Origin of the sequence: Citrobacter sp. CK180 (assembly GCF_030333655.1) — a bacterium.
GTDB classification, from domain to species: Bacteria; Pseudomonadota; Gammaproteobacteria; order Enterobacterales; family Enterobacteriaceae; genus Citrobacter_B; species Citrobacter_B koseri.
In genome coordinates this window covers 159948-177681 of sequence record NZ_JAOWFM010000043.1, presented here as the reverse complement: position 1 = coordinate 177681, position 17734 = coordinate 159948, and the positions used below count along the sequence as shown (strand labels likewise).

Genomic DNA, 17734 nt, shown 5'->3' with positions numbered 1-17734 from the left:
GTTAAACTAAAAAAATCTTATTTTTAATTTTATTGTCAATAATTAATTTGACGATAACATTCTCTATGTAATGTTTATAATCGTCACTTTTATGCTGAAACATACAAGAGATGCGGAAATCTGCTTCTTCATACGATTTTTCGCTATGGAGTTCTGTTACGCTGATAATTTTTAAGTTAGTCATTACGCTGCCATATTCACCAAAGCTCATCTCAACGTTTTCTAACACATTATCTTTACGCATAAATTTAAGTTGAGATTGGGTGGATATGAAAGAACACCCGCCGTCAGAGACATCATTTAACGTATGTTTAAAAGTAATGCCATTTTTATAACGACCAGAACAACAGAATTGATAACTCTCTCTTGTCTTAAGTCGGGGGGACGATCGCCGTTGCAGTATGTTTATGCTCTCAGGAATGGCAAAGCGGAATATATTATCCGGGCTATTGTTCTCAGTATTTATCTGCGCGGTGGCAAACTCAATCCTGCCAAGTTTACTGTGGATCTGAAAACAGACATCGTCGTTTTCAGATAACGAAGGCTGAAAAGAGGGAGGGAGATCGATATAAAAAGATGAACTGTCAACTTTTCGTAAATCTGATTGCCAGTTCAGATCGTTAAAACTAAAATCCAGTTTAGACTTAACCCTGAATTCTTCTCTCAGGATAGCAATAATTTCATATCTGGATTTTTTCGAAACTCCTTCTGACATACCATCTCTCTAAAATACAATGTCCTTTCAGATTATTATCCCATGTTGCGATCGCCTGTTTATTAAAAATAAAAGGATGCGGCCTATTGTTGAATTTTCAAAAATAGTTCAATGCTATTGATTGCGTATTGACATTCGGTGAATTTGCCCGGCATGTGCCGGGCAAGGAGGGCGGTTTAGAACAGAACTGAGTAGTTCAGACCAAAGGTGCGGCCGCGGCCTTTGTAATCATACAGGGACGCGGGGCCGTAACCTGGGCTGTAGTACAGCGGCGCGCGCTGCCCCCAGACGGTGGTGTAGTCACGGTCGAAGAGGTTCTCGACGCTGAAACTGAGTTTACCCACCGGAAGTTGATAGCTGCCGAGCAAATCGACGGTGGTATAGCCATCAATGCTGTAGCCTTCTGCATCGCTCACATCGAAGGAAGTGGTGCTCTGTACGCGCAGGCTCCACGGGTCTGGCGCCCAGCCAATGTAAGCTGTCGCTTTCGATGGGCTTGCCACCTTCACGTCATATTTCTGCCAGCTACCGTTCACTTTCGACTCGGTTTTCAGCACGTTGAAGTTCGCACCGGTACTCCAGTCGGTATCTGGAATCAGGTAGTCCACCGCGCCTTCCACGCCGTAAATGCGGCGTTTGTCGTCCACCACGCTGATGGTCAGATCTTTATTTGCCACCACGCTCTTATCGGAAATCGAGTAATAGGCCGCGATTTGGGTGCGCAGGTTGTCGCCGGTAAAGCGCCAGCCCAGCTCATAAGAATCGACCTTCACGCCTTCCAGCTTGCTGTCGCCGACGTTCACGCTGTTGGTCAGAGGAAGGTGACCGTTCACCGCTGCGCCATAGGTGCCGCGACCGTAGTATTTACCCGGGTCCGGCAGCTCCACGCCCTGGGAGAAGTTGAGCCATGCCTGCTGGCGTTCGGTGATGTGCATCAGCAGACCGGCGTTGAACAGGAAGTTGTCGTAATCGACCGAGCCGCCTGGAATGGCGTCGGCGGATGTCGCCTTCCCGGCGGCAATCTGCTGTTGCTGCGCGTATCCGATGAAATCATCAATCTTGTTCTCAGTGTACTGATAGCGTACGCCGCCGCTGAGGGTAAAGATATCATTGATGTCATAGCTTGATTGCAGGAAGGCCGCCAGGTTGGTGATGTCATACGACGGATAGCGCCCGGTGGTGTAAATCTTCTGGTTGTTCAGCCCCCCGGAAGCGCTTGCCTGGGCCAGATCAAAGAACATCTGGTTGGAGGTAAAGCGCTCGTGGTCGGCATCCAGCCCGTAGGTGATTTGCCAGCCGTCCAGCGGTTTGCTGTTCAGGGTCAGTTTCATGCCGTACTGATCGGTGTCCTGCTGTGACGAGGAGAAAGCCGTCGCCTGTTTGTTCGCATTTACGGTCGGGAACGGGTAGAACAGCAGCGACTCATCGCGGTAGTAAACCTGGCCGACCAGCTCCTGACCAAAGAAATCGCTGTTGGAGTACTGTAGGCTGATCAGATGACGCTCGGTGCCGGGAATACGGTCGGAATTCAGCCCCTTACTGACGTATGGCTTGCTGGCCCCGCTGATGGCGGAAAAATCTTTCCCAAGATTCAGCCCGTAATCGTCGTCGCCCTGGCTTTTATAGTACTGCGTGATCAGCTGAAGTTGCTGGGTTTCATCGATGTTCAGCGTACCGGTGCCCATGATGTCCAGGCGATCGGAATACTGTAGGCCGGTCTGGGTGTTATCGAGCAGGGTGGCATCGCCGTTACCGTCAAACCAGCCGCCAAACTTCTGGTACGCCACTGAAACACGCCCGGAGACATGGTCATTGCCGCCGGAGATGGCGCTGGCAATGCGCTCATCGTGATCTTTACTGCTGTTAAAGCCGCTTTTGGTACCAGCCTCAAACTCCATCTGGGTTTCCGGCTGGCCTTTTTTGGTCACAATGTTGATCAGACCACCGGTACTGCCGCCGCCGTACAGGGCCGTCGCGCCGGAGATCACTTCAATATGATCGATATTGAAAGGATCGATAGAGTCCAGCTGTCGGCTGTCGGTGCGTGAAGAGTTGAGACGCACGCCGTCAACCAGCACGACCAGCGGGCGGCCACGCACGTTCATACCGTAGTTGGTGCGACTCTGGCTGCTGACGTCAAGGCCAGGGATCAGCTGAGCCAGCGCGTCTTTCAGCTCTTTGCCGCCCTGAATCTGCTGTTCCAGTTCGGCGTTTTCGATAACCCAGGTGGTTTGCGCCATCTCCGCTACGGTGCGATTGCTGCGGTTGGCAGACACCACGAGCGTTTCATCATCGGTTTGTTGAGCGACTGCTGGCGCCATCATGGCGAGAAGCAGTGGGTTGAGAGCCCAAAGCGTATACTTTTTGCTTATCATCATTATTCCTTCACACGGGCGGAAAAAATCAGCCCAAAGATGCTGTGTAGCGAGTTAAAGAAGCAGCCTCCGGCTGCGGTTTTTCCCGGCTGCCGCTGCGCCATTGAATCAGGGCGGGCGGCATACTGAGATCGAATAAATCACGCCCCAGCGCGCGATTAAGAATACGGGCGGAGCGCCAGGCCATCAGGCTGAGCTGTGGTTCGGCGATGCCGTGGGTTTGCATACTGGCGTTGACCGCGAAGATGTTGTTCTCTTTCGGGCCGTTCCACTCCAGGGTGAAGTCGTCGCGTACTTTGAAATTGCACTCATCGCGCATGGCGATTCGCGACATCAGCGGTGAAAGTATCTGCGGCAGCGCGGGACGGTAGCCGGTGGCGAAAATCACCACGTCGCTTTCCAGAGTGTCATAGCCGTTATCCAGATGATGCTCCAGCAGCAGTTGCCAGCTCTGGCCACGACTTTCCAGCCCGGTGACCGAGCGGCTTGGCAGCAGACGGGCGTTACGCGGTTGCCTCAGTACCTCGAAGCGGTGATACAACTCGCGATAGATGGTCAGTAGCGAGTCGGCCGTGATGCCGTCGGAGGTCATTTTCTGCTCGTCGAGCATCTTCTGGCGCGCGCTTTCATTCAGACCGACGAAGCCTGAAACGTACTCAGGCGTGAAGTATTCGTTGGCGAACGCCGCCTCATCCAGCGCGTTAAAGTTATTGCGGCGCGAGACCCAACTGATCTCTGCAACGTCGCCCCATTCTCCGCGCAGCGCATTGAGGAACAGGTCGGCGCCGCTTTGCCCGCCGCCAACCACGGTGACTCGCTTGCCGCCGAGGTCTGGCTGGCGCAGGCTCATTTCACTGGCGTGGAAGCAGGTTTGCGTCGCCGTTTTTACGCAAGGCGGCAGGTGCGGTTGCTTGCCAATGCCAAGGCAGATATTGCGGGCAACGCTTTCGCCCTGGCTGGTCTGCACCACAAACCGCTGGCGTCTCTCGTCGAAATCAATACTTTCAACGGTATGATTGAAATGCAGATTGTTCATCCCTTCGGCGGCCCAGCGCAGGTAATCGGAAAACTCATCGCGGGACACGGTACGCAGTTCGGTGGTCAGGAAGCGGTAGAATTTTTTGCGCTTCACCAGATAGTTAACAAAGCTGTACGGGCTTGTGGGAGCCACGGCGCTAACCAGATCTTTCAGGAACATGGTCTGCATATGGCAGTCCGGCACCAGCATGCCGGGATGCCAGGCAAAATGCGGGCGGCCGTCAAAGAAGCGGCTGCTTAATCCTTCGGCCTGATGAGACAGCGCCGCGATGCTCAGGTTGAACGGGCCGATGCCTACGCCAATAAAATCTACAGTGTTTGTCATGATTCAGTCCCTGGTTGCCAGCCACAGCGGGTTTTGCAGATCCTCAAGGTAATTCGGCAACATGCGGCTGCCGCCGTCCTGGTCGGGCCAGGTCAGTTTTACCGGGTTCAGCACTACGCGAATAATTTGTGGCTTGAAGAGTGAGAAAAGCGCAAAGCGCGCTGACATTTGTGGATGTTCCTGCATGTAATCACTCAACACTGCTGCCAGCAGTTGATAAAAACGCCTCTCCGGTACGCCAAGGCGAGCCATCAGCGGCGAAACAAAGCGCAGAACCGTCACGAAGTGGCCGGTCTGCAAATCATGAATTAAGTAGTCGGCGCTCAGGCGAGCGGTGACGTCCCGCACCTCCTGAGGCAGGGAGTCCATCTCCGGGAACGCATCTTTCACCAGCCGCATATCGCCCTGGAAGTCTTTCAACAGCACGCGCTGCGGTACGCCCTCTTTCATGGCGAGCGTTATATTTTGTCCGTGGGCGATAAGCGCGACGCCGTAGCGGCAGAGCAGGTGATACAGCGGAACCACTACCACCCGGAACAGCTGCGTGAGCCAGGTTTCAGCGTCCAGCCCGGAGCGGTCGATATATGCGCCTATCAGCGGCTGATTGTTTTCATCGCACTCCATCAGTGTCGCCATCAGAATCGGACTTTCGTCCGGCTTCAGCCAGCGACACGGATTCTCACGCCAGATAACGCCGAGCATCTCCTGGTAGCGGTAGGGGGCCTGGGCAAGCGCGGCATAGCCTTCATGGGACACATAGCCCGCCGCCGGTTCACCGAGGATCACCGCGCCGCTTTGCTTAAGCGTGGCGTCGGTCGCAAAAACCTGTTGCAGCCAGCGTGAGGCCAGCGGCCCGGCGGCGATGTATTTGCCCGGAATCCCCCGGTAGCAGGAGGTGTTGTAGATGGTCAGCGGCAGCTTGATATCCAGCCCGCCCTGGCGACTGGCGTTGGTCAGGGTGCGCAGCGACTGCTGGGCGAGCCACAAGTCGCCAAACTCGCCGAGAGAAACCATCCTGCCTTCGGCAAGATCGGCGATGAAGTCGAGGGCGATTTTTTGCTGCCACTGCCACGGATGTACCGGCAGTGGCAGCCAGTCGTTATCCAGCCCGTTGTTCTGCCAGACCTGATTGAAGCGGGCAAACTCCTGCGGGTCCATCGCGGCCGCCAACAACTGCTGAATATCCAGCTCGCTGTCGCAGCGCCAGACCATATGCTCACGTTTTACCGCCAGCCAGTGCAGTCTGAAGGTGTTGGCGTACTCTGGCGCATATCGCTCCAGCGCCTCTTTGCCCCAGCCCCGACGTCCTTTATTAAAAGCGAATTTAGGATGGCCGCTTAGCAGGCATTGCAGGCGGTCGGCATCAAGATCAATCAGGTCACTGGCGCTCAGCCCGCGACGAGCCTTCAGCAGTTGCAGGTCGCCCAGCAGCGTGGCATACAAATCCTGCATATGCTCAGCAACGGTGGCATCGCTCATCGACAGCACCGGCTTTAGCTGCATCAGTAGCGTTTGCGCCAGAACGGGCTCGTCCGCACAGCGCAGCGTTTGAGCATCAATCCACAGCCAGCCCCAGATGCCGCGTTCAGCGCTGAAGCGCCATTGCGCACCCGGCAGGTTAATGCAGTAGCGGCCATCGCCCTGAGATTCCGCGTGGAAAACCTGCTCATACTCCAGCTCGGCCAGCATTTTTGCCACCAGCTGGCGGTTAACAAAATCCCAATCCTTGTGATTCATTACAGACCGACCTCCGTGAAGAAGTGATGGCGATCCGCCATCACCATGCGCGAGCGCTTGTGTGGGAAGTCGAACTCTTTAATTGTCCGGTATCCCGCAGGCTCAAGGTGGCGGAACAGGCGCTGGTTATCGGCGCGTGGCTCAAGTACGGTGCGCTGCGTGCGGGGCTCATCCAGCAGCAGGTAATGCGTCAGCCCGCGCAGCCAGCTTTGCACGTAGTGGGCTCCGCGCCATTGCTGTTCACCAACCAGCAGATGCAGGCCACGGTCAAAGGGTTGCCATGAATAGTGGCGGCCAATGCGGTCTTCCGCCGCCCAGTAGATTTCGAAATAGCTAAACGGCCGATCGTCGAAGCAGCCGATCAGCGGGAACGCATGTTTACCGGTGAGCTGGCGCTCCAGATAGGCGGTCTGTACCTCCAGCGAGCCGCTTTGCTCCCAGAAATATTCAACGCGCGGATCGTTCATCCAGCGGGTGAAACGTTCTGCATCAAGAACGGGATCGGCAACGCGGAAACTCAGCGTCTTGCGAACGCGTGGATCGTAACGGCGATAAACCTCGCCCTGCGGACGGGGCGGGCGCAGCGGGAAATAAATCTCACGCTCTGCATCAAAAACCATTTCGCCGGAGGCCCGGTTTGCCGGAGAACTCAGCCATAGCGGTAACTGCCAGAAGGTGGTGCGATGGATGATGTCGCTTTTTACCTGCCCGAAAAGCGTCAGCGCCTGTGGCTCCTCGCGCCATTCGGCCCAGGGGAGAACCACCGCTGAAAGTTGCGGTGCGGCGATAAATATCTGATCCAGCGCGTCGCGCAGCCACCCTGTCGGCAGAGGCCCCGGCCAGCGCAGCACCGCGCTATTGTCCAGCCCCCAGCTAAGATTCAGAGGCTTGTCGAGATTTTCACAGCGCAGTCCATATCCGCTGTGAACGATGTTTGCCTTAGACATTTAACCCTCCTGAGCCAGCAGCGGGTTGGCGAAATCGAAGTAGATCACCGAGGGATCGACGATGGTGTTCTCGTTGTGGTCGTTCAGATAACAGAAAAAGTTACCTTTTACGTTCCAGTACGGATTTTCCAGCACGTAGTTGAGGCAGGTTTTATGAGTCACCTGATCACGCACTTCAGCCAGCAACGTTCGTACACGAGCCATCAGATTCGCTTCACTGTCCAGCCCGGCAGCGCCCAGCGCGGCGGTCACGGCAAAAGTGGAGTTAACCAGCAGGTAATAAGGGAAGTAGCGCAGCAACTGCTCATGGGTGAAGACGTTTTCCGCCTGCGCCTCGCCAATGGTGTCGAGCCAGCCTGCCGCGTGAGGCATAAACGCGCTGCCCTGGCAGTCACGGTAGATAAGCCCGACCGGCAGATCCCCAAGCATCTGAACCAGAATATTTTGCTGATGCGCCAGCAGCACCAGGCCGTAATCCGCTTCAGCCGTAAACAGCGGCTTCAGCACCTGCTGACAGTAAGCATCGACCCATGCGTGGGCGGCCTGTTGCGCAGTGATGCCGAGGCGATCGCTCAGGCGTTTTACCGCCGCAACCAGCAGCGAATCACCTCCATCCGGTGCGGCCTGGGTCAGGGAGACCAGTACGTTAGTCTGGCTTTGCGGCTGATCCACCAGCAGGTTTTCACGCAGGGCAAACAGACTTTCCTGCATGATGTTGCCGTGGAGATCGCGCAGCCCGGCCCAGCCGTCTTCCTGCATCACCCGGAAAGTCGGGAAGCGAGCCTGTAGCGTCTGCCAGTCGTCGGTTTGCGCCAGGCGCGCCAGGCGCATTCCACGCTTCACTTCTTTCACTGACAGGGTACGGACGGAGTTGGTCAGGCGCACGCTCAGGGAGAATTTGATCATGTCGCGGCTGGTGGCGCAGTAGAGCGAGCGGGAAGAGGTGGTCGGTAGCCACGGCGCGCCGGCTTCGCCTAAATCTTTAATCAGCCCTTTAGCGACAAGCTCCTGGCACCACTCCTGCTGCAACAGATACTCCCCCTGCCACGGGTGCAGCGGGAATAGCCATTGATTGTCGCTTAATTCATTGAGTAACTGCGGCGCATTCTCTGCGGCAAATCGCGTCAACCGCTGTTGCAGGTTGAGATGCAGGCTTTCACCGGCGATCTGCGTTTTGTCCACCGCAAACCACCGCAGCGGGAAGTGGGGCGCGAAGTCCGGCAGGTAGCGTTCGGCCTCCTGCTGGTTAAACGGTTCATGAGACTTAGGCGCCGGGTGGAAGGCGTGCCCGACCAGCAGAGCCTGCTCCGCCTCGCCAAAGTTCAACGCCTTTTCACGCAGGGCTGCCCAGTCATGGCGGGCATCAATCGCCTGCTGCGTATGGGCGTGGCTTTCCATCACTCGCTGGTGGAAGGTTTCGCAACTGGTCGCGGGCAGCAAGAGTTGGTGCTGGAGCTTATCAACAATAAGCCGGGAGAGGGTGGCGAAATCGACGGGGTGACTGCCGGAGGCCGTGACCAGACGCGCCGGAAATTCAAAGCGGTGATGCTGGGTTGGGGAAAAATAAGCCACTCTGAAATGGAGCGCCTGCTGTTCGCCCAGCGGGATGATCAATTCGGTTGGCTGGTATTCCGTCAGCCGCCAGTCTTTGGTTTCACGAACCAGGGAATTCAGGAAGCACTGCGCAGCCACATCCAGGGCTGACGTTTTAGTTGGCAAAGTCATAATCAAACAGATCCCACTCGTTATGATAATGCGAATTTTGCCGATAAGGTTTCTCATTATCAATAACAATTGTTAGAATCGGTAAAATTAATTTTACAAATAAACACAATTAATACATGGAATTGCAACATCGTGACGTCTCTTGAGAGCGCGGAAACGCCGCAAAAACCATTGTCCTGCTGGCCGCTTGCGTTCAGTGCGGGGTTACTCGGTGTCGGGCAAAACGGCCTGCTGGTCGCGATCCCTGTACTGGTGATTCAGACAAACCTGAGCCTGTCGATTTGGGCGGCTTTGCTGATGCTTGGCTCAATGCTGTTCCTGCCGTCTTCCCCGTGGTGGGGAAAGCAAATTGCCCGTGTGGGCAGTAAGCCTGTGGTGCTGTGGGCACTGGGGGGATACGGCGCAAGCTTTACTCTGCTTGGGCTGGGAAGCATGCTGATGGCGACCGGTGCCGTAACAACAGCGGTGGGGCTGGGAATATTAATCATCGCGCGGATCGCCTACGGGCTTACCGTGTCGGCGATGGTGCCAGCCTGTCAGGTCTGGGCATTGCAGAGAGCGGGGGAAGGGAATCGCATGGTCGCTCTGGCAACCATTAGCTCCGGCTTGAGCTGCGGCAGACTATTCGGGCCGTTGTGCGCGGCGGCGATGCTGGTAATTCACCCTCTGGCGCCGATGGGGCTGCTGATGGCAGCGCCATTGCTGGCGCTGGTGATGCTGCTGCGGTTGCCTGGCACGCCACCGCAGCCCGCAACGGAGCGCAAGAGCGCCAGCCTGAGGCTGGATTGCCTGCCTTATCTGCTTTGCGCGCTGTTATTAGCTGCGGCGGTGAGCATGATGCAGCTTGGTCTTTCGCCCGCCCTTACTCGTCAGTTCGCCACGGATACCGCCGCCATTAGCCACCAGGTGGCGTGGCTGTTGGGGCTGGCCGCGGTTGCCGCACTTACCGCACAGTTCGGGGTGCTCCGCCCGCAGCGCCTGACGCCGATGGCGCTGCTCTTGAGTGCCGGAGCGCTGATGATTTGTGGCCTGGCGATAATGCTCGCCGAACAGCTATGGTTGTTTTACCTCGGCTGTGCGGTGCTGTCGTTTGGGGCTGCTCTGGCAACACCCGCTTATCAGCTTTTACTGAATGATAAGCTGACAGACGGCGCGGGCGCGGGCTGGATCGCGACCAGCCACACGCTTGGCTATGGGTTTTGCGCATTGCTGGTGCCGCTGGTGTCGAAAACCGGCGCCGCAGCGGCGCTGATTGTGGCGGCTTTTTTCGTCGCTGTGTTATTTACCGTGGTGTCTGGCTTTATCTGGCACAGCTGCTACCGTTCACGTCATTCCGCGATTTAAGCGTAAGGAAAAGTTATGGCTGGAGTTCAGGGCTACCGCCTGTTCAACGTTCAACTGGCGCGTAAGACGGAAGTTTCCCCTTCGCTGCTGAGCCTGGTTTTCAGCGGGCAGGAGGTGGCGCAGATGAAATGCGACTCGCCGGATCAGCGCATTAAGATGTTGTTTCCGTCTGAAGACGGTACGCCGCCGTCGTTGCCTGCCGAAGGGCACTGGTATCAGCTTGTACTGGGGATGCCAAAAGAGAAGCGCCCGGTTATCCGCACCTATACGCTGCGACATGTCGATCCTGCTCGCCAGGAGGTTACCGTGGAATTTATCAATCATGGTACAGAAGGACCGGCTTCGGCATGGGCGATTAACGCCAGACCCGGCGACGCCATTCAGATGGTGGCGCCTGACGCGGCGTATGCTGAAGACAGCGGCGGCTATGAATGGACGCCTCCCCAGGGACTGCGGAATGCGTTAATCATTGCTGATGAGACGGCGCTCCCCGCCGCGCGCGGTATCCTTGAGATGCTGGCGAGACAGACCAACCCGCCACAGGTTCAGGCGTTCTTTGAAGTTCCTGAACAGGGCGACTGCGCGAATTTAAGCGAGTTTAAGTTCGCCGACATTTTTTGGTTGCCGCGTAACCCCGCAGCGACGAAGCACGGTGAATGCCTGATTCAGGCCGTGAAAACGCATGCCAGAGTACCCGAAAGTCGCCATCCCGATACGGTGGATACGGTGAAAGAAGAAGCCGAAGGGGAGCTTCTCTGGGATAAGGCCACGACCAGCAGCACGGCGTTTTATGGATGGGTGGCCGCAGAGTCCACCGTCGTCAAACTGCTGCGCCGCCATTTAATTGGCGAGCGTGGCGTTGAGCACAAAGCGATTAACTTTATGGCATATTGGTCTAAAGGGCGCGCGTGATAATAAAAAGCCCGCATCATGAAATTATTCCATTATGCGGGCTTAGTGCAGTATCTAATGAATATTAGAACTGGTAAACCAGACCGACGGCTACGATATCATCGGTTGCGATACCGTTGTCTGCGTAGAAGCTATCGTCTTCATCCAGCAGGTTGATTTTATAATCAACATAGGTGGACATATTTTTGTTGAAGTAATAGGTCATACCTACATCAACATATTTCACCAGATCTTTATCGGTGTAACGCCAGTTGCCGTGTCTTACTTCCTGACCACCTAAGTCTTTGCCTTTAGATTGCAGGTAGGCAATAGACGGGCGCAGACCGAAATCAAACTGATACTGTGCAACAACTTCAAAGTTCTGCGTTTTGTTGGCGATACCGCCATTAAGTTCGCTGTCGCCATTGCCATAGTAAGTCATATTACGGGTTTCAGCGTACATGGCGGCGAGGTAAACATTGTAGGCGTCATATTTAGCACCAACGGTCCAGGCTTCAGCTTTATCGCCACCAGCATAGTTATTACGCTGGTTCATGCCGTCACCGTAACCACGAGCAACCTGAGCATCGGTACGATCGGAATTGGCGTATGCCGCACCCAGGCTTAAACCGAAGTCGAAGTCGTAGGAGGTGGACATACCGAAGCCGTCGCCGTTTTCTTTGGCCAGCTTGCGACCTGCGCTATTGCCGGAACCTTCCTGACCAAAATCGGTGCCTTCATTATTACCCTGATACTGGAGCGCAAAGTTCAGACCATCAACCAGACCAAAGAAGCCGTTATTACGGTAGGTTGCTACGCCGTTAGTACGGCCTAACATATAAACGTCAGTCTGAGTGTAAGTATCGCCGCCGAATTCTGGCAGCATATCGGTCCAGGCTTCTACGTCGTAAACCACGCCGTAGTTACGACCGTAATCGAAAGTACCGTTTTGACCAAAACCTAAACCAGCGAAGCCGAGACGAGTCCAGGAGTCACCTTTATCACCTTCAGTACCGTTGGCCTGAATGTTGTATTCCCACTGACCGTAACCGGTTAACTGCTCGGCAATTTGCGTTTCGCCTTTAAAACCCAGACGGGCATAGGACATGTCGCCGTCGCTGCCTGCATCGTCAGAGAAATAACGCAGGCCATCAACTTTACCGTACAGGTCCAGTTTATTGCCGTCTTTATTATACACTTCAGCCGCATTTGCAGCGCCTGCAATTAATAGAGCAGGGACAAGCATCGCCAGAACTTTTCTTTTCATTATGTATTCCCTATAATAATAATTGATATGAATAAGTGATCGAATCCTGAAGATCACTGTTGAATACTATTCCAGGAAGTTCATTATTTTTTAAATATTACATGTAACAAATGTATTTAAAATATTTCTAATTATTTCTTTGGGTGTGATTATAAATAATTTAATATATATTTATTGCTTTATATTTAACTGTATTATGTTTTTCTTTTAATAAATTATGGTTTGCGTTTTTAGAATTTATTTTGTGAATATTTTATCGTGATTAGCGCTATTTTAACGTCGTTCGGATTTGCTTTTTATTCCATTTATTGCCTTCGTCAACCTGTCTGATACCTCCTCCCGTAATCATTGAGCGTGAAGACAAGGCGGAATATTGCTAATGTTGCTTTCTGATTCAGAGGAGGCAGCGTGGATTTACACTACTGGCAATCGCAGTTCGAAGCGTGGTTGGGCAAAAATCACCACGAGCAGGATAGCGCCCATGACATTTTTCATTTTCGTCGCGTCTGGGGAACGGCACAAAAGCTGTCTACGGATGAGGATGTTGACTGGCTTGTTGTGCTGACCGCGTGTTATTTCCACGATATCGTCAGCCTGCCGAAAAATCATCCCGATCGCCATCGTTCATCCGTGCTGGCCGCTGACGCGGCTCGTCGCATATTAATGAACGATTTCCCTGCGTATCCTGAAGAGAAATTAGCGGCAGTCAGTCATGCGATTGAGGCGCACAGTTTTAGCGCCCACATTGCGCCAATGACCAGCGAGGCGAAGATTGTGCAGGATGCCGACCGGCTTGAAGCACTGGGCGCAATCGGTCTGGCGCGCGTGTTTGCCGTTTCCGGCGGGCTGGGCGTTTCGCTATTTGATGCTGAAGATCCCTTCGCGCAACGTCGCCCGCTTAACGATAAGCAATTCGCCCTCGACCATTTTCAGACAAAACTTCTGACCTTGCCGCATACCATGCAAACCGCGCGGGGAAAGCTGCTGGCAGAGCATAACGCCGACTTCCTGGTGACCTGGATGGCGAAGCTAAGCGCGGAGCTAAGGGGGGAGTACGACTCGTTGGATCAGACGGTAATTCAGGCTTTTAGCCGCGATAAGTAGCGACCATACCCAAAACGTAAACGCGTTCATTTTGTGTTAACCTGTCGAATATCAATTTCGCCGGTTAAATGTATGCAGGAAAATCTTTCAGTAACAGGTTTCCAGGATCTGATGACGGACAATGCCGGGGCTGCCGTACAGGCGTTGCTGGGCAAACTGCTGGAAATCTATGATGTGAAAACGCTGGTGGCGCATCTGAATGGCGTTGGGGAGAACCACTGGAGCCCGGCTATTTTTAAACGCGTCGTGGCGAACGCAACGGCGTGGCATCGTTTGAGCGAGAGTGAATATACGCACCTCAGGACATTGTTGCCAACGCCTCCGGCACACCATCCGCATTATGCCTTTCGTTTTGTCGATCTCTTCGCCGGGATCGGCGGAATTCGCCGTGGCTTTGAAGCGATAGGCGGGCAGTGCGTGTTTACCAGCGAATGGAATAAACACGCGGTACGCACCTATAAAGCCAATTATTACTGCGATCCGCAACGGCATCATTTCAATGAAGATATTCGCGATATTACGCTGAGCCACCGCGACGGCGTGAGCGATAGCGAAGCGGCGGAGCATATTCGCCAGCACATACCGGAGCACGATGTTCTACTGGCTGGTTTTCCCTGCCAGCCATTCTCTCTGGCAGGCGTATCAAAGAAAAACGCGATGGGACGGGCGCATGGTTTCGCCTGCGATACGCAGGGGACGCTCTTTTTCGATGTCGTGCGGGTTATTGACGCCCGACGCCCGGCGATTTTTGTGCTCGAAAACGTCAAAAACCTGAAAAGCCACGACCAGGGAAAAACGTTTCGCATCATTATGCAAACGCTTGACGAACTGGGGTATGACGTCGCTGATGCTGCGGATAACGGGCCGGACGACCCGAAAATTATTGATGGCCGCCATTTTTTACCCCAGCATCGGGAGAGGATTGTGCTGGTGGGGTTCCGCCGCGATCTTAATCTGAAAACCGATTTTACGCTGCGGGATATTGCCACACGCTATCCGCAGCAGCGCATCACGCTGGCGGAACTGCTTGAACCGGCGGTTGAAGCGAAATATGTGCTGACGCCGGTATTGTGGAAGTATTTGTACCGCTACGCGAAAAAGCATCAGGCCCGGGGTAACGGTTTTGGCTATGGAATGGTCTATCCTGCGAATCCCGGCAGCGTAACGCGCACATTGTCGGCGCGTTACTATAAAGATGGCGCGGAGATACTGATTGACCGTGGCTGGGATATGGCCGCAGGAGAGGCGAATTTCGACGATCCGGTGAATCAGCAGCACCGTCCACGCCGGTTAACGCCCAGAGAGTGCGCGCGGTTAATGGGATTTGAATCGCCGCAGGGATATCAGTTCCGCATTCCCGTTTCAGACACCCAGGCCTACCGTCAGTTTGGTAACTCCGTCGTGGTTCCGGCATTTGCCGCAGTAGCAAAACTGCTGGAGTCGAGAATTAAACAGGCCGTTACATTGCGCCAGAAAGAGAGCCAGCATGGCGGACGTACACGATAAGGCGACGCGCAGCAAGAATATGCGGGCGATAGCCACGCGCGATACGGCGATAGAAAAACGCCTTGCCGGTCTGTTGCAGGAGCAGGGGATGGCGTTTCATGTGCAGGACGCCACGTTGCCCGGACGCCCGGATTTTGTCGTGGATGAGTATCGCTGCGTTATCTTCACGCACGGCTGTTTCTGGCATCATCATGACTGCCACCTGTTCAAAGTTCCCGCCACGCGTACCGAGTTCTGGCTGAACAAAATCGGTAAAAATGTGGAGCGCGATCGGCGAGACATGCTGAGGCTTCGCGAGCTTGGCTGGCGTGTGCTGATTGTCTGGGAGTGTGCTTTGCGTGGCCGGTTGAAACTCAGCGACGCCGCACTGGCGGAACGGCTTGAAGAGTGGATCTGCGGCGGTGGCCCCACCGCGCAGATCGACACGAAGGGTATTCATTTACTGGAGTGATTTCTCCGATTCGCTCACTGCGGTCGCGGGTCTGGCGGGAAACAAATATTTCCCCAGCGTCACCAGGACGACAGCGAAAACAATTACCCCTAATGCCAGCCACTCGACGGAAGAAAGGCTTTCTCCCCCCAGACCTGTTCCCAGCAACACCGCCACTACCGGGTTGACGTAGGCGTAACTGGTTGCCAGCGCCGGGCTGACATTACGGATCAAATACATATAGGCGTTAATGGCGATAATGGAACCGAATAGCGCCAGATAACCTACCGCCATGAAGCCGGAGAGCGTCGGCATCGTCGTCAGCTTTTCCCCGGCGATAAAGGAAGCGAACATCAGCACAACACCGGCAGCCAGCATTTCAATCGCTCCGGCCATCATGCCTGTCGGCAACGCGATGCGGGCGCCGAACACGGAGCCGAATGCCCAGCTCATCGAGCCAATCAGGATCAACAGCGCGCCCCAGGGGTTGCCGCTCAAATTTCCGCCGCTATTGAGCATGATGATCCCCGCCAGGCCGATGGCGATGCCTGCCCACTCCAGTTTTCGCGTTTTAATGCCAAAGAAATGGCTGAAGCATAGCGTGAAGAGTGGAACCGTCGCGACCACCACGGCGGCGATGCCGGACGGTACATCCTGATGTTCCGCTACGGTAACCAGACCGTTCCCCACCGCCAGCAGCAGAATGCCAATCAGCGCGGCATTGAGTAATTGACGCAAAGGGGGCAGTTTATGCCCACGAAGAAGTAAGAATGTTGTTAACAAAATCCCCGCAGACAGAAAACGGACGCCCGCCATCATCAGCGGCGGCCAACTCTCAACGCCAATACGAATAACGAAGTACGTGGAACCCCAAATGATATACAGCGCGAAGAGTGCGCTAAAAAGTGGTAGTAACTGCCTGAAACGCATAATCCCTCACGGCGGAAATAAAAAGGTGCAACATAGTAAACGTCAAAACTATCGCGCTGGCGAGCGTTATAATTGCACTCTTTTGTTAAATTTTTGTTGACGATTGCTACCCGTTTCGGCATTACGTTTTTTACTTCATACTTACCTCTTCAAAAGAAAAATATTGAGGGATTTATTTTGGCAGGAAGTAGTTTGCTGACGTTGCTCGATGACATCGCCACGCTGTTGGATGATATCTCGATGATGGGAAAACTGGCCGCGAAAAAAACGGCAGGCGTATTGGGTGATGACCTGTCGCTAAACGCGCAGCAGGTGACGGGCGTGCGGGCGAACCGCGAACTGCCGGTCGTCTGGAGCGTGGCGAAAGGGTCGTTGATCAACAAGGTTATCCTGGTGCCTCTGGCGCTGCTGATCAGCGCTTTTATCCCGTGGGCGATTACCCCGTTGTTGATGATTGGGGGCGCTTTTCTCTGTTTTGAAGGCGTAGAGAAAGTTTTACACACGCTTGAGGCCCGAAAGCACAAAGAGAGCCCGGAGGCGCGTCAGCAGCGTCTGGCCGCGATCGCCGCACAAGATCCTCTCACGTTTGAGAAGGAGAAAGTGAAAGGGGCCGTGCGCACCGACTTTATCCTTTCTGCGGAGATCGTCGCGATTACGCTGGGAATTGTCGCGGACGCGCCGTTGCTCAATCAGGTTCTGGTGTTGTCCGGTATCGCGCTGGTGGTGACGATTGGCGTTTATGGTCTGGTGGGACTCATCGTAAAACTGGACGACATGGGGTACTGGCTGGCGGAAAAACGCAGCGTACTGGCTCAGGCGGTGGGCAAAGGGCTACTGGTTACGGCGCCCTGGCTTATGAAGGCGCTGTCCATTGTCGGCACACTCGCGATGTTCCTGGTGGGGGGCGGGATCGTGGTGCACGGCATCGCGCCATTACACCACGCGATCGAACATTTTGCTCAGCAGCAGAATGGTCTTATTGCGCTCACGCTTCCCATGTTGATTAATCTGGTGCTCGGTTTCATCATCGGCAGCGTGGTGGTGGGGCTGGTAAAAACTGTTGCCAACGTTCGCGGTGGTTCGCACTAATTTATGCCTCGCCGGATTATGCAAAAAAGGCCATCGTCGTCTAAGGTGAAAAAGTTTCACTGGATACAGGAGGCAGGTATGGTCTTTTTTGTCAGTGAGGAAGTTATCGCAAAAGAAGGTGGTCCACGCATGATCGTAACCGGTTATTCCAGCGGCATGGTGGAGTGCCGTTGGTATGACGGTTTTGGCGTCAAACGGGAAGCATTCCACGAGAATGAACTTATGCCCGGTGATGGCAGGCGGTTGCGGGAAGATGTCTGATAAAGGAACGCCCGGTTAATGCCGGGCGTTTTGTTACCCCAGAAAATAGC

General features: G+C 54.5%; 15 protein-coding genes. 7 read left to right on the top strand and 8 right to left on the bottom strand.

All coding sequences use genetic code 11. From position 1 onward, the window contains the following. Nucleotide 1: 1 nt before the first annotated feature. The 6 genes from OGV50_RS08445 to iucA form a co-directional block, all read right to left on the bottom strand. Nucleotides 2-715, bottom strand: a complete 714-nt coding sequence (locus OGV50_RS08445; RefSeq protein WP_286488465.1) for a flagellar brake protein — start codon at nucleotides 713-715, stop codon at nucleotides 2-4. A gap of 176 nt (nucleotides 716-891) precedes the next feature. Then, complete coding sequence (iutA, locus tag OGV50_RS08440; RefSeq protein ID WP_286488464.1) at nucleotides 892-3093, bottom strand: ferric aerobactin receptor IutA; 2202 nt, start codon at nucleotides 3091-3093, stop codon at nucleotides 892-894. A 25-nt stretch (nucleotides 3094-3118) separates the two neighbouring features. Then, the gene (gene iucD, locus OGV50_RS08435; protein WP_012131874.1) at nucleotides 3119-4453 is read right to left on the bottom strand and encodes an NADPH-dependent L-lysine N(6)-monooxygenase; all 1335 of its coding nucleotides are present in this window, start codon (nucleotides 4451-4453) and stop codon (nucleotides 3119-3121) included. 3 nt (nucleotides 4454-4456) lie between these two features. Further along, the gene (iucC, locus tag OGV50_RS08430) at nucleotides 4457-6190 is read right to left on the bottom strand and encodes an NIS family aerobactin synthetase IucC (protein ID WP_049011640.1); all 1734 of its coding nucleotides are present in this window, start codon (nucleotides 6188-6190) and stop codon (nucleotides 4457-4459) included. Beyond that, a complete protein-coding gene (gene iucB, locus OGV50_RS08425; protein ID WP_286488463.1) occupies nucleotides 6190-7137 on the bottom strand; it encodes a N(6)-hydroxylysine O-acetyltransferase IucB in 948 nt (315 codons plus the stop codon). The genes iucC and iucB overlap by 1 nt, the downstream gene beginning before the upstream one ends. Next, entirely contained in the window at nucleotides 7138-8862 is a 1725-nt protein-coding gene (iucA, locus tag OGV50_RS08420) for an aerobactin synthase IucA (protein WP_024130228.1), read from the bottom strand. Nucleotides 8863-8994: 132 nt separating this feature from the next. Here iucA and OGV50_RS08415 point away from each other — a divergent pair, with 132 nt between their 5' ends. Together OGV50_RS08415 and OGV50_RS08410 are read left to right on the top strand one after the other, a co-directional pair. After that, nucleotides 8995-10206, top strand: coding sequence for an MFS transporter (locus OGV50_RS08415; protein ID WP_200090728.1), 1212 nt, complete (start codon nucleotides 8995-8997; stop codon nucleotides 10204-10206). A 15-nt stretch (nucleotides 10207-10221) separates the two neighbouring features. Further along, nucleotides 10222-11118, top strand: coding sequence for a siderophore-interacting protein (locus OGV50_RS08410; protein ID WP_199972274.1), 897 nt, complete (start codon nucleotides 10222-10224; stop codon nucleotides 11116-11118). Nucleotides 11119-11182: 64 nt separating this feature from the next. On the opposite strand, the gene ompC is transcribed toward OGV50_RS08410, so the two are convergent. After that, the gene (gene ompC / locus OGV50_RS08405) at nucleotides 11183-12364 is read right to left on the bottom strand and encodes a porin OmpC (RefSeq protein WP_200090727.1); all 1182 of its coding nucleotides are present in this window, start codon (nucleotides 12362-12364) and stop codon (nucleotides 11183-11185) included. Nucleotides 12365-12772: 408 nt separating this feature from the next. On the opposite strand from ompC, the gene OGV50_RS08400 reads away from it, so the two are divergent. From OGV50_RS08400 to OGV50_RS08390, 3 genes are all read left to right on the top strand, one after another. Beyond that, nucleotides 12773-13468: a phosphohydrolase gene (locus OGV50_RS08400; RefSeq protein ID WP_200090726.1), complete on the top strand. Its 696-nt coding sequence runs from the start codon at nucleotides 12773-12775 to the stop codon at nucleotides 13466-13468. 72 nt (nucleotides 13469-13540) lie between these two features. Continuing rightward, nucleotides 13541-14974, top strand: coding sequence for a DNA cytosine methyltransferase (locus OGV50_RS08395; RefSeq protein WP_071258789.1), 1434 nt, complete (start codon nucleotides 13541-13543; stop codon nucleotides 14972-14974). Then, the gene (locus OGV50_RS08390) at nucleotides 14955-15425 is read left to right on the top strand and encodes a very short patch repair endonuclease (protein WP_200090725.1); all 471 of its coding nucleotides are present in this window, start codon (nucleotides 14955-14957) and stop codon (nucleotides 15423-15425) included. Before OGV50_RS08395 ends, OGV50_RS08390 begins: the two co-directional genes overlap by 20 nt. Here OGV50_RS08390 and yedA read toward each other — a convergent pair. Then, entirely contained in the window at nucleotides 15414-16334 is a 921-nt protein-coding gene (gene yedA, locus OGV50_RS08385; protein ID WP_200090724.1) for a drug/metabolite exporter YedA, read from the bottom strand. The genes OGV50_RS08390 and yedA overlap by 12 nt on opposite strands. 177 nt (nucleotides 16335-16511) lie before the next feature. On the opposite strand from yedA, the gene OGV50_RS08380 reads away from it, so the two are divergent. Next, entirely contained in the window at nucleotides 16512-17423 is a 912-nt protein-coding gene (locus tag OGV50_RS08380) for a DUF808 domain-containing protein (RefSeq protein ID WP_071259069.1), read from the top strand. A gap of 78 nt (nucleotides 17424-17501) precedes the next feature. Then, the gene (locus OGV50_RS08375; protein ID WP_024130230.1) at nucleotides 17502-17684 is read left to right on the top strand and encodes a YodC family protein; all 183 of its coding nucleotides are present in this window, start codon (nucleotides 17502-17504) and stop codon (nucleotides 17682-17684) included. The last annotated feature ends 50 nt before the right edge of the window (nucleotides 17685-17734 follow it).

Excerpts from the sequence above, each read along its gene's own strand:
- OGV50_RS08445 (WP_286488465.1), bottom strand. The coding sequence starts at position 715 with ATGTCAGAAGGAGTTTCGAAAAAATCCAGATATGAAATTATTGCTATC.
- iutA (WP_286488464.1), bottom strand. The coding sequence starts at position 3,093 with ATGATGATAAGCAAAAAGTATACGCTTTGGGCTCTCAACCCACTGCTT.
- iucD (WP_012131874.1), bottom strand. The coding sequence starts at position 4,453 with ATGACAAACACTGTAGATTTTATTGGCGTAGGCATCGGCCCGTTCAAC.
- iucC (WP_049011640.1), bottom strand. The coding sequence starts at position 6,190 with ATGAATCACAAGGATTGGGATTTTGTTAACCGCCAGCTGGTGGCAAAA.
- iucB (WP_286488463.1), bottom strand. The coding sequence starts at position 7,137 with ATGTCTAAGGCAAACATCGTTCACAGCGGATATGGACTGCGCTGTGAA.
- iucA (WP_024130228.1), bottom strand. The coding sequence starts at position 8,862 with ATGACTTTGCCAACTAAAACGTCAGCCCTGGATGTGGCTGCGCAGTGC.
- OGV50_RS08410 (WP_199972274.1), top strand. The coding sequence starts at position 10,222 with ATGGCTGGAGTTCAGGGCTACCGCCTGTTCAACGTTCAACTGGCGCGT.
- ompC (WP_200090727.1), bottom strand. The coding sequence starts at position 12,364 with ATGAAAAGAAAAGTTCTGGCGATGCTTGTCCCTGCTCTATTAATTGCA.
- OGV50_RS08395 (WP_071258789.1), top strand. The coding sequence starts at position 13,541 with ATGCAGGAAAATCTTTCAGTAACAGGTTTCCAGGATCTGATGACGGAC.
- OGV50_RS08390 (WP_200090725.1), top strand. The coding sequence starts at position 14,955 with ATGGCGGACGTACACGATAAGGCGACGCGCAGCAAGAATATGCGGGCG.
- yedA (WP_200090724.1), bottom strand. The coding sequence starts at position 16,334 with ATGCGTTTCAGGCAGTTACTACCACTTTTTAGCGCACTCTTCGCGCTG.
- OGV50_RS08375 (WP_024130230.1), top strand. The coding sequence starts at position 17,502 with ATGGTCTTTTTTGTCAGTGAGGAAGTTATCGCAAAAGAAGGTGGTCCA.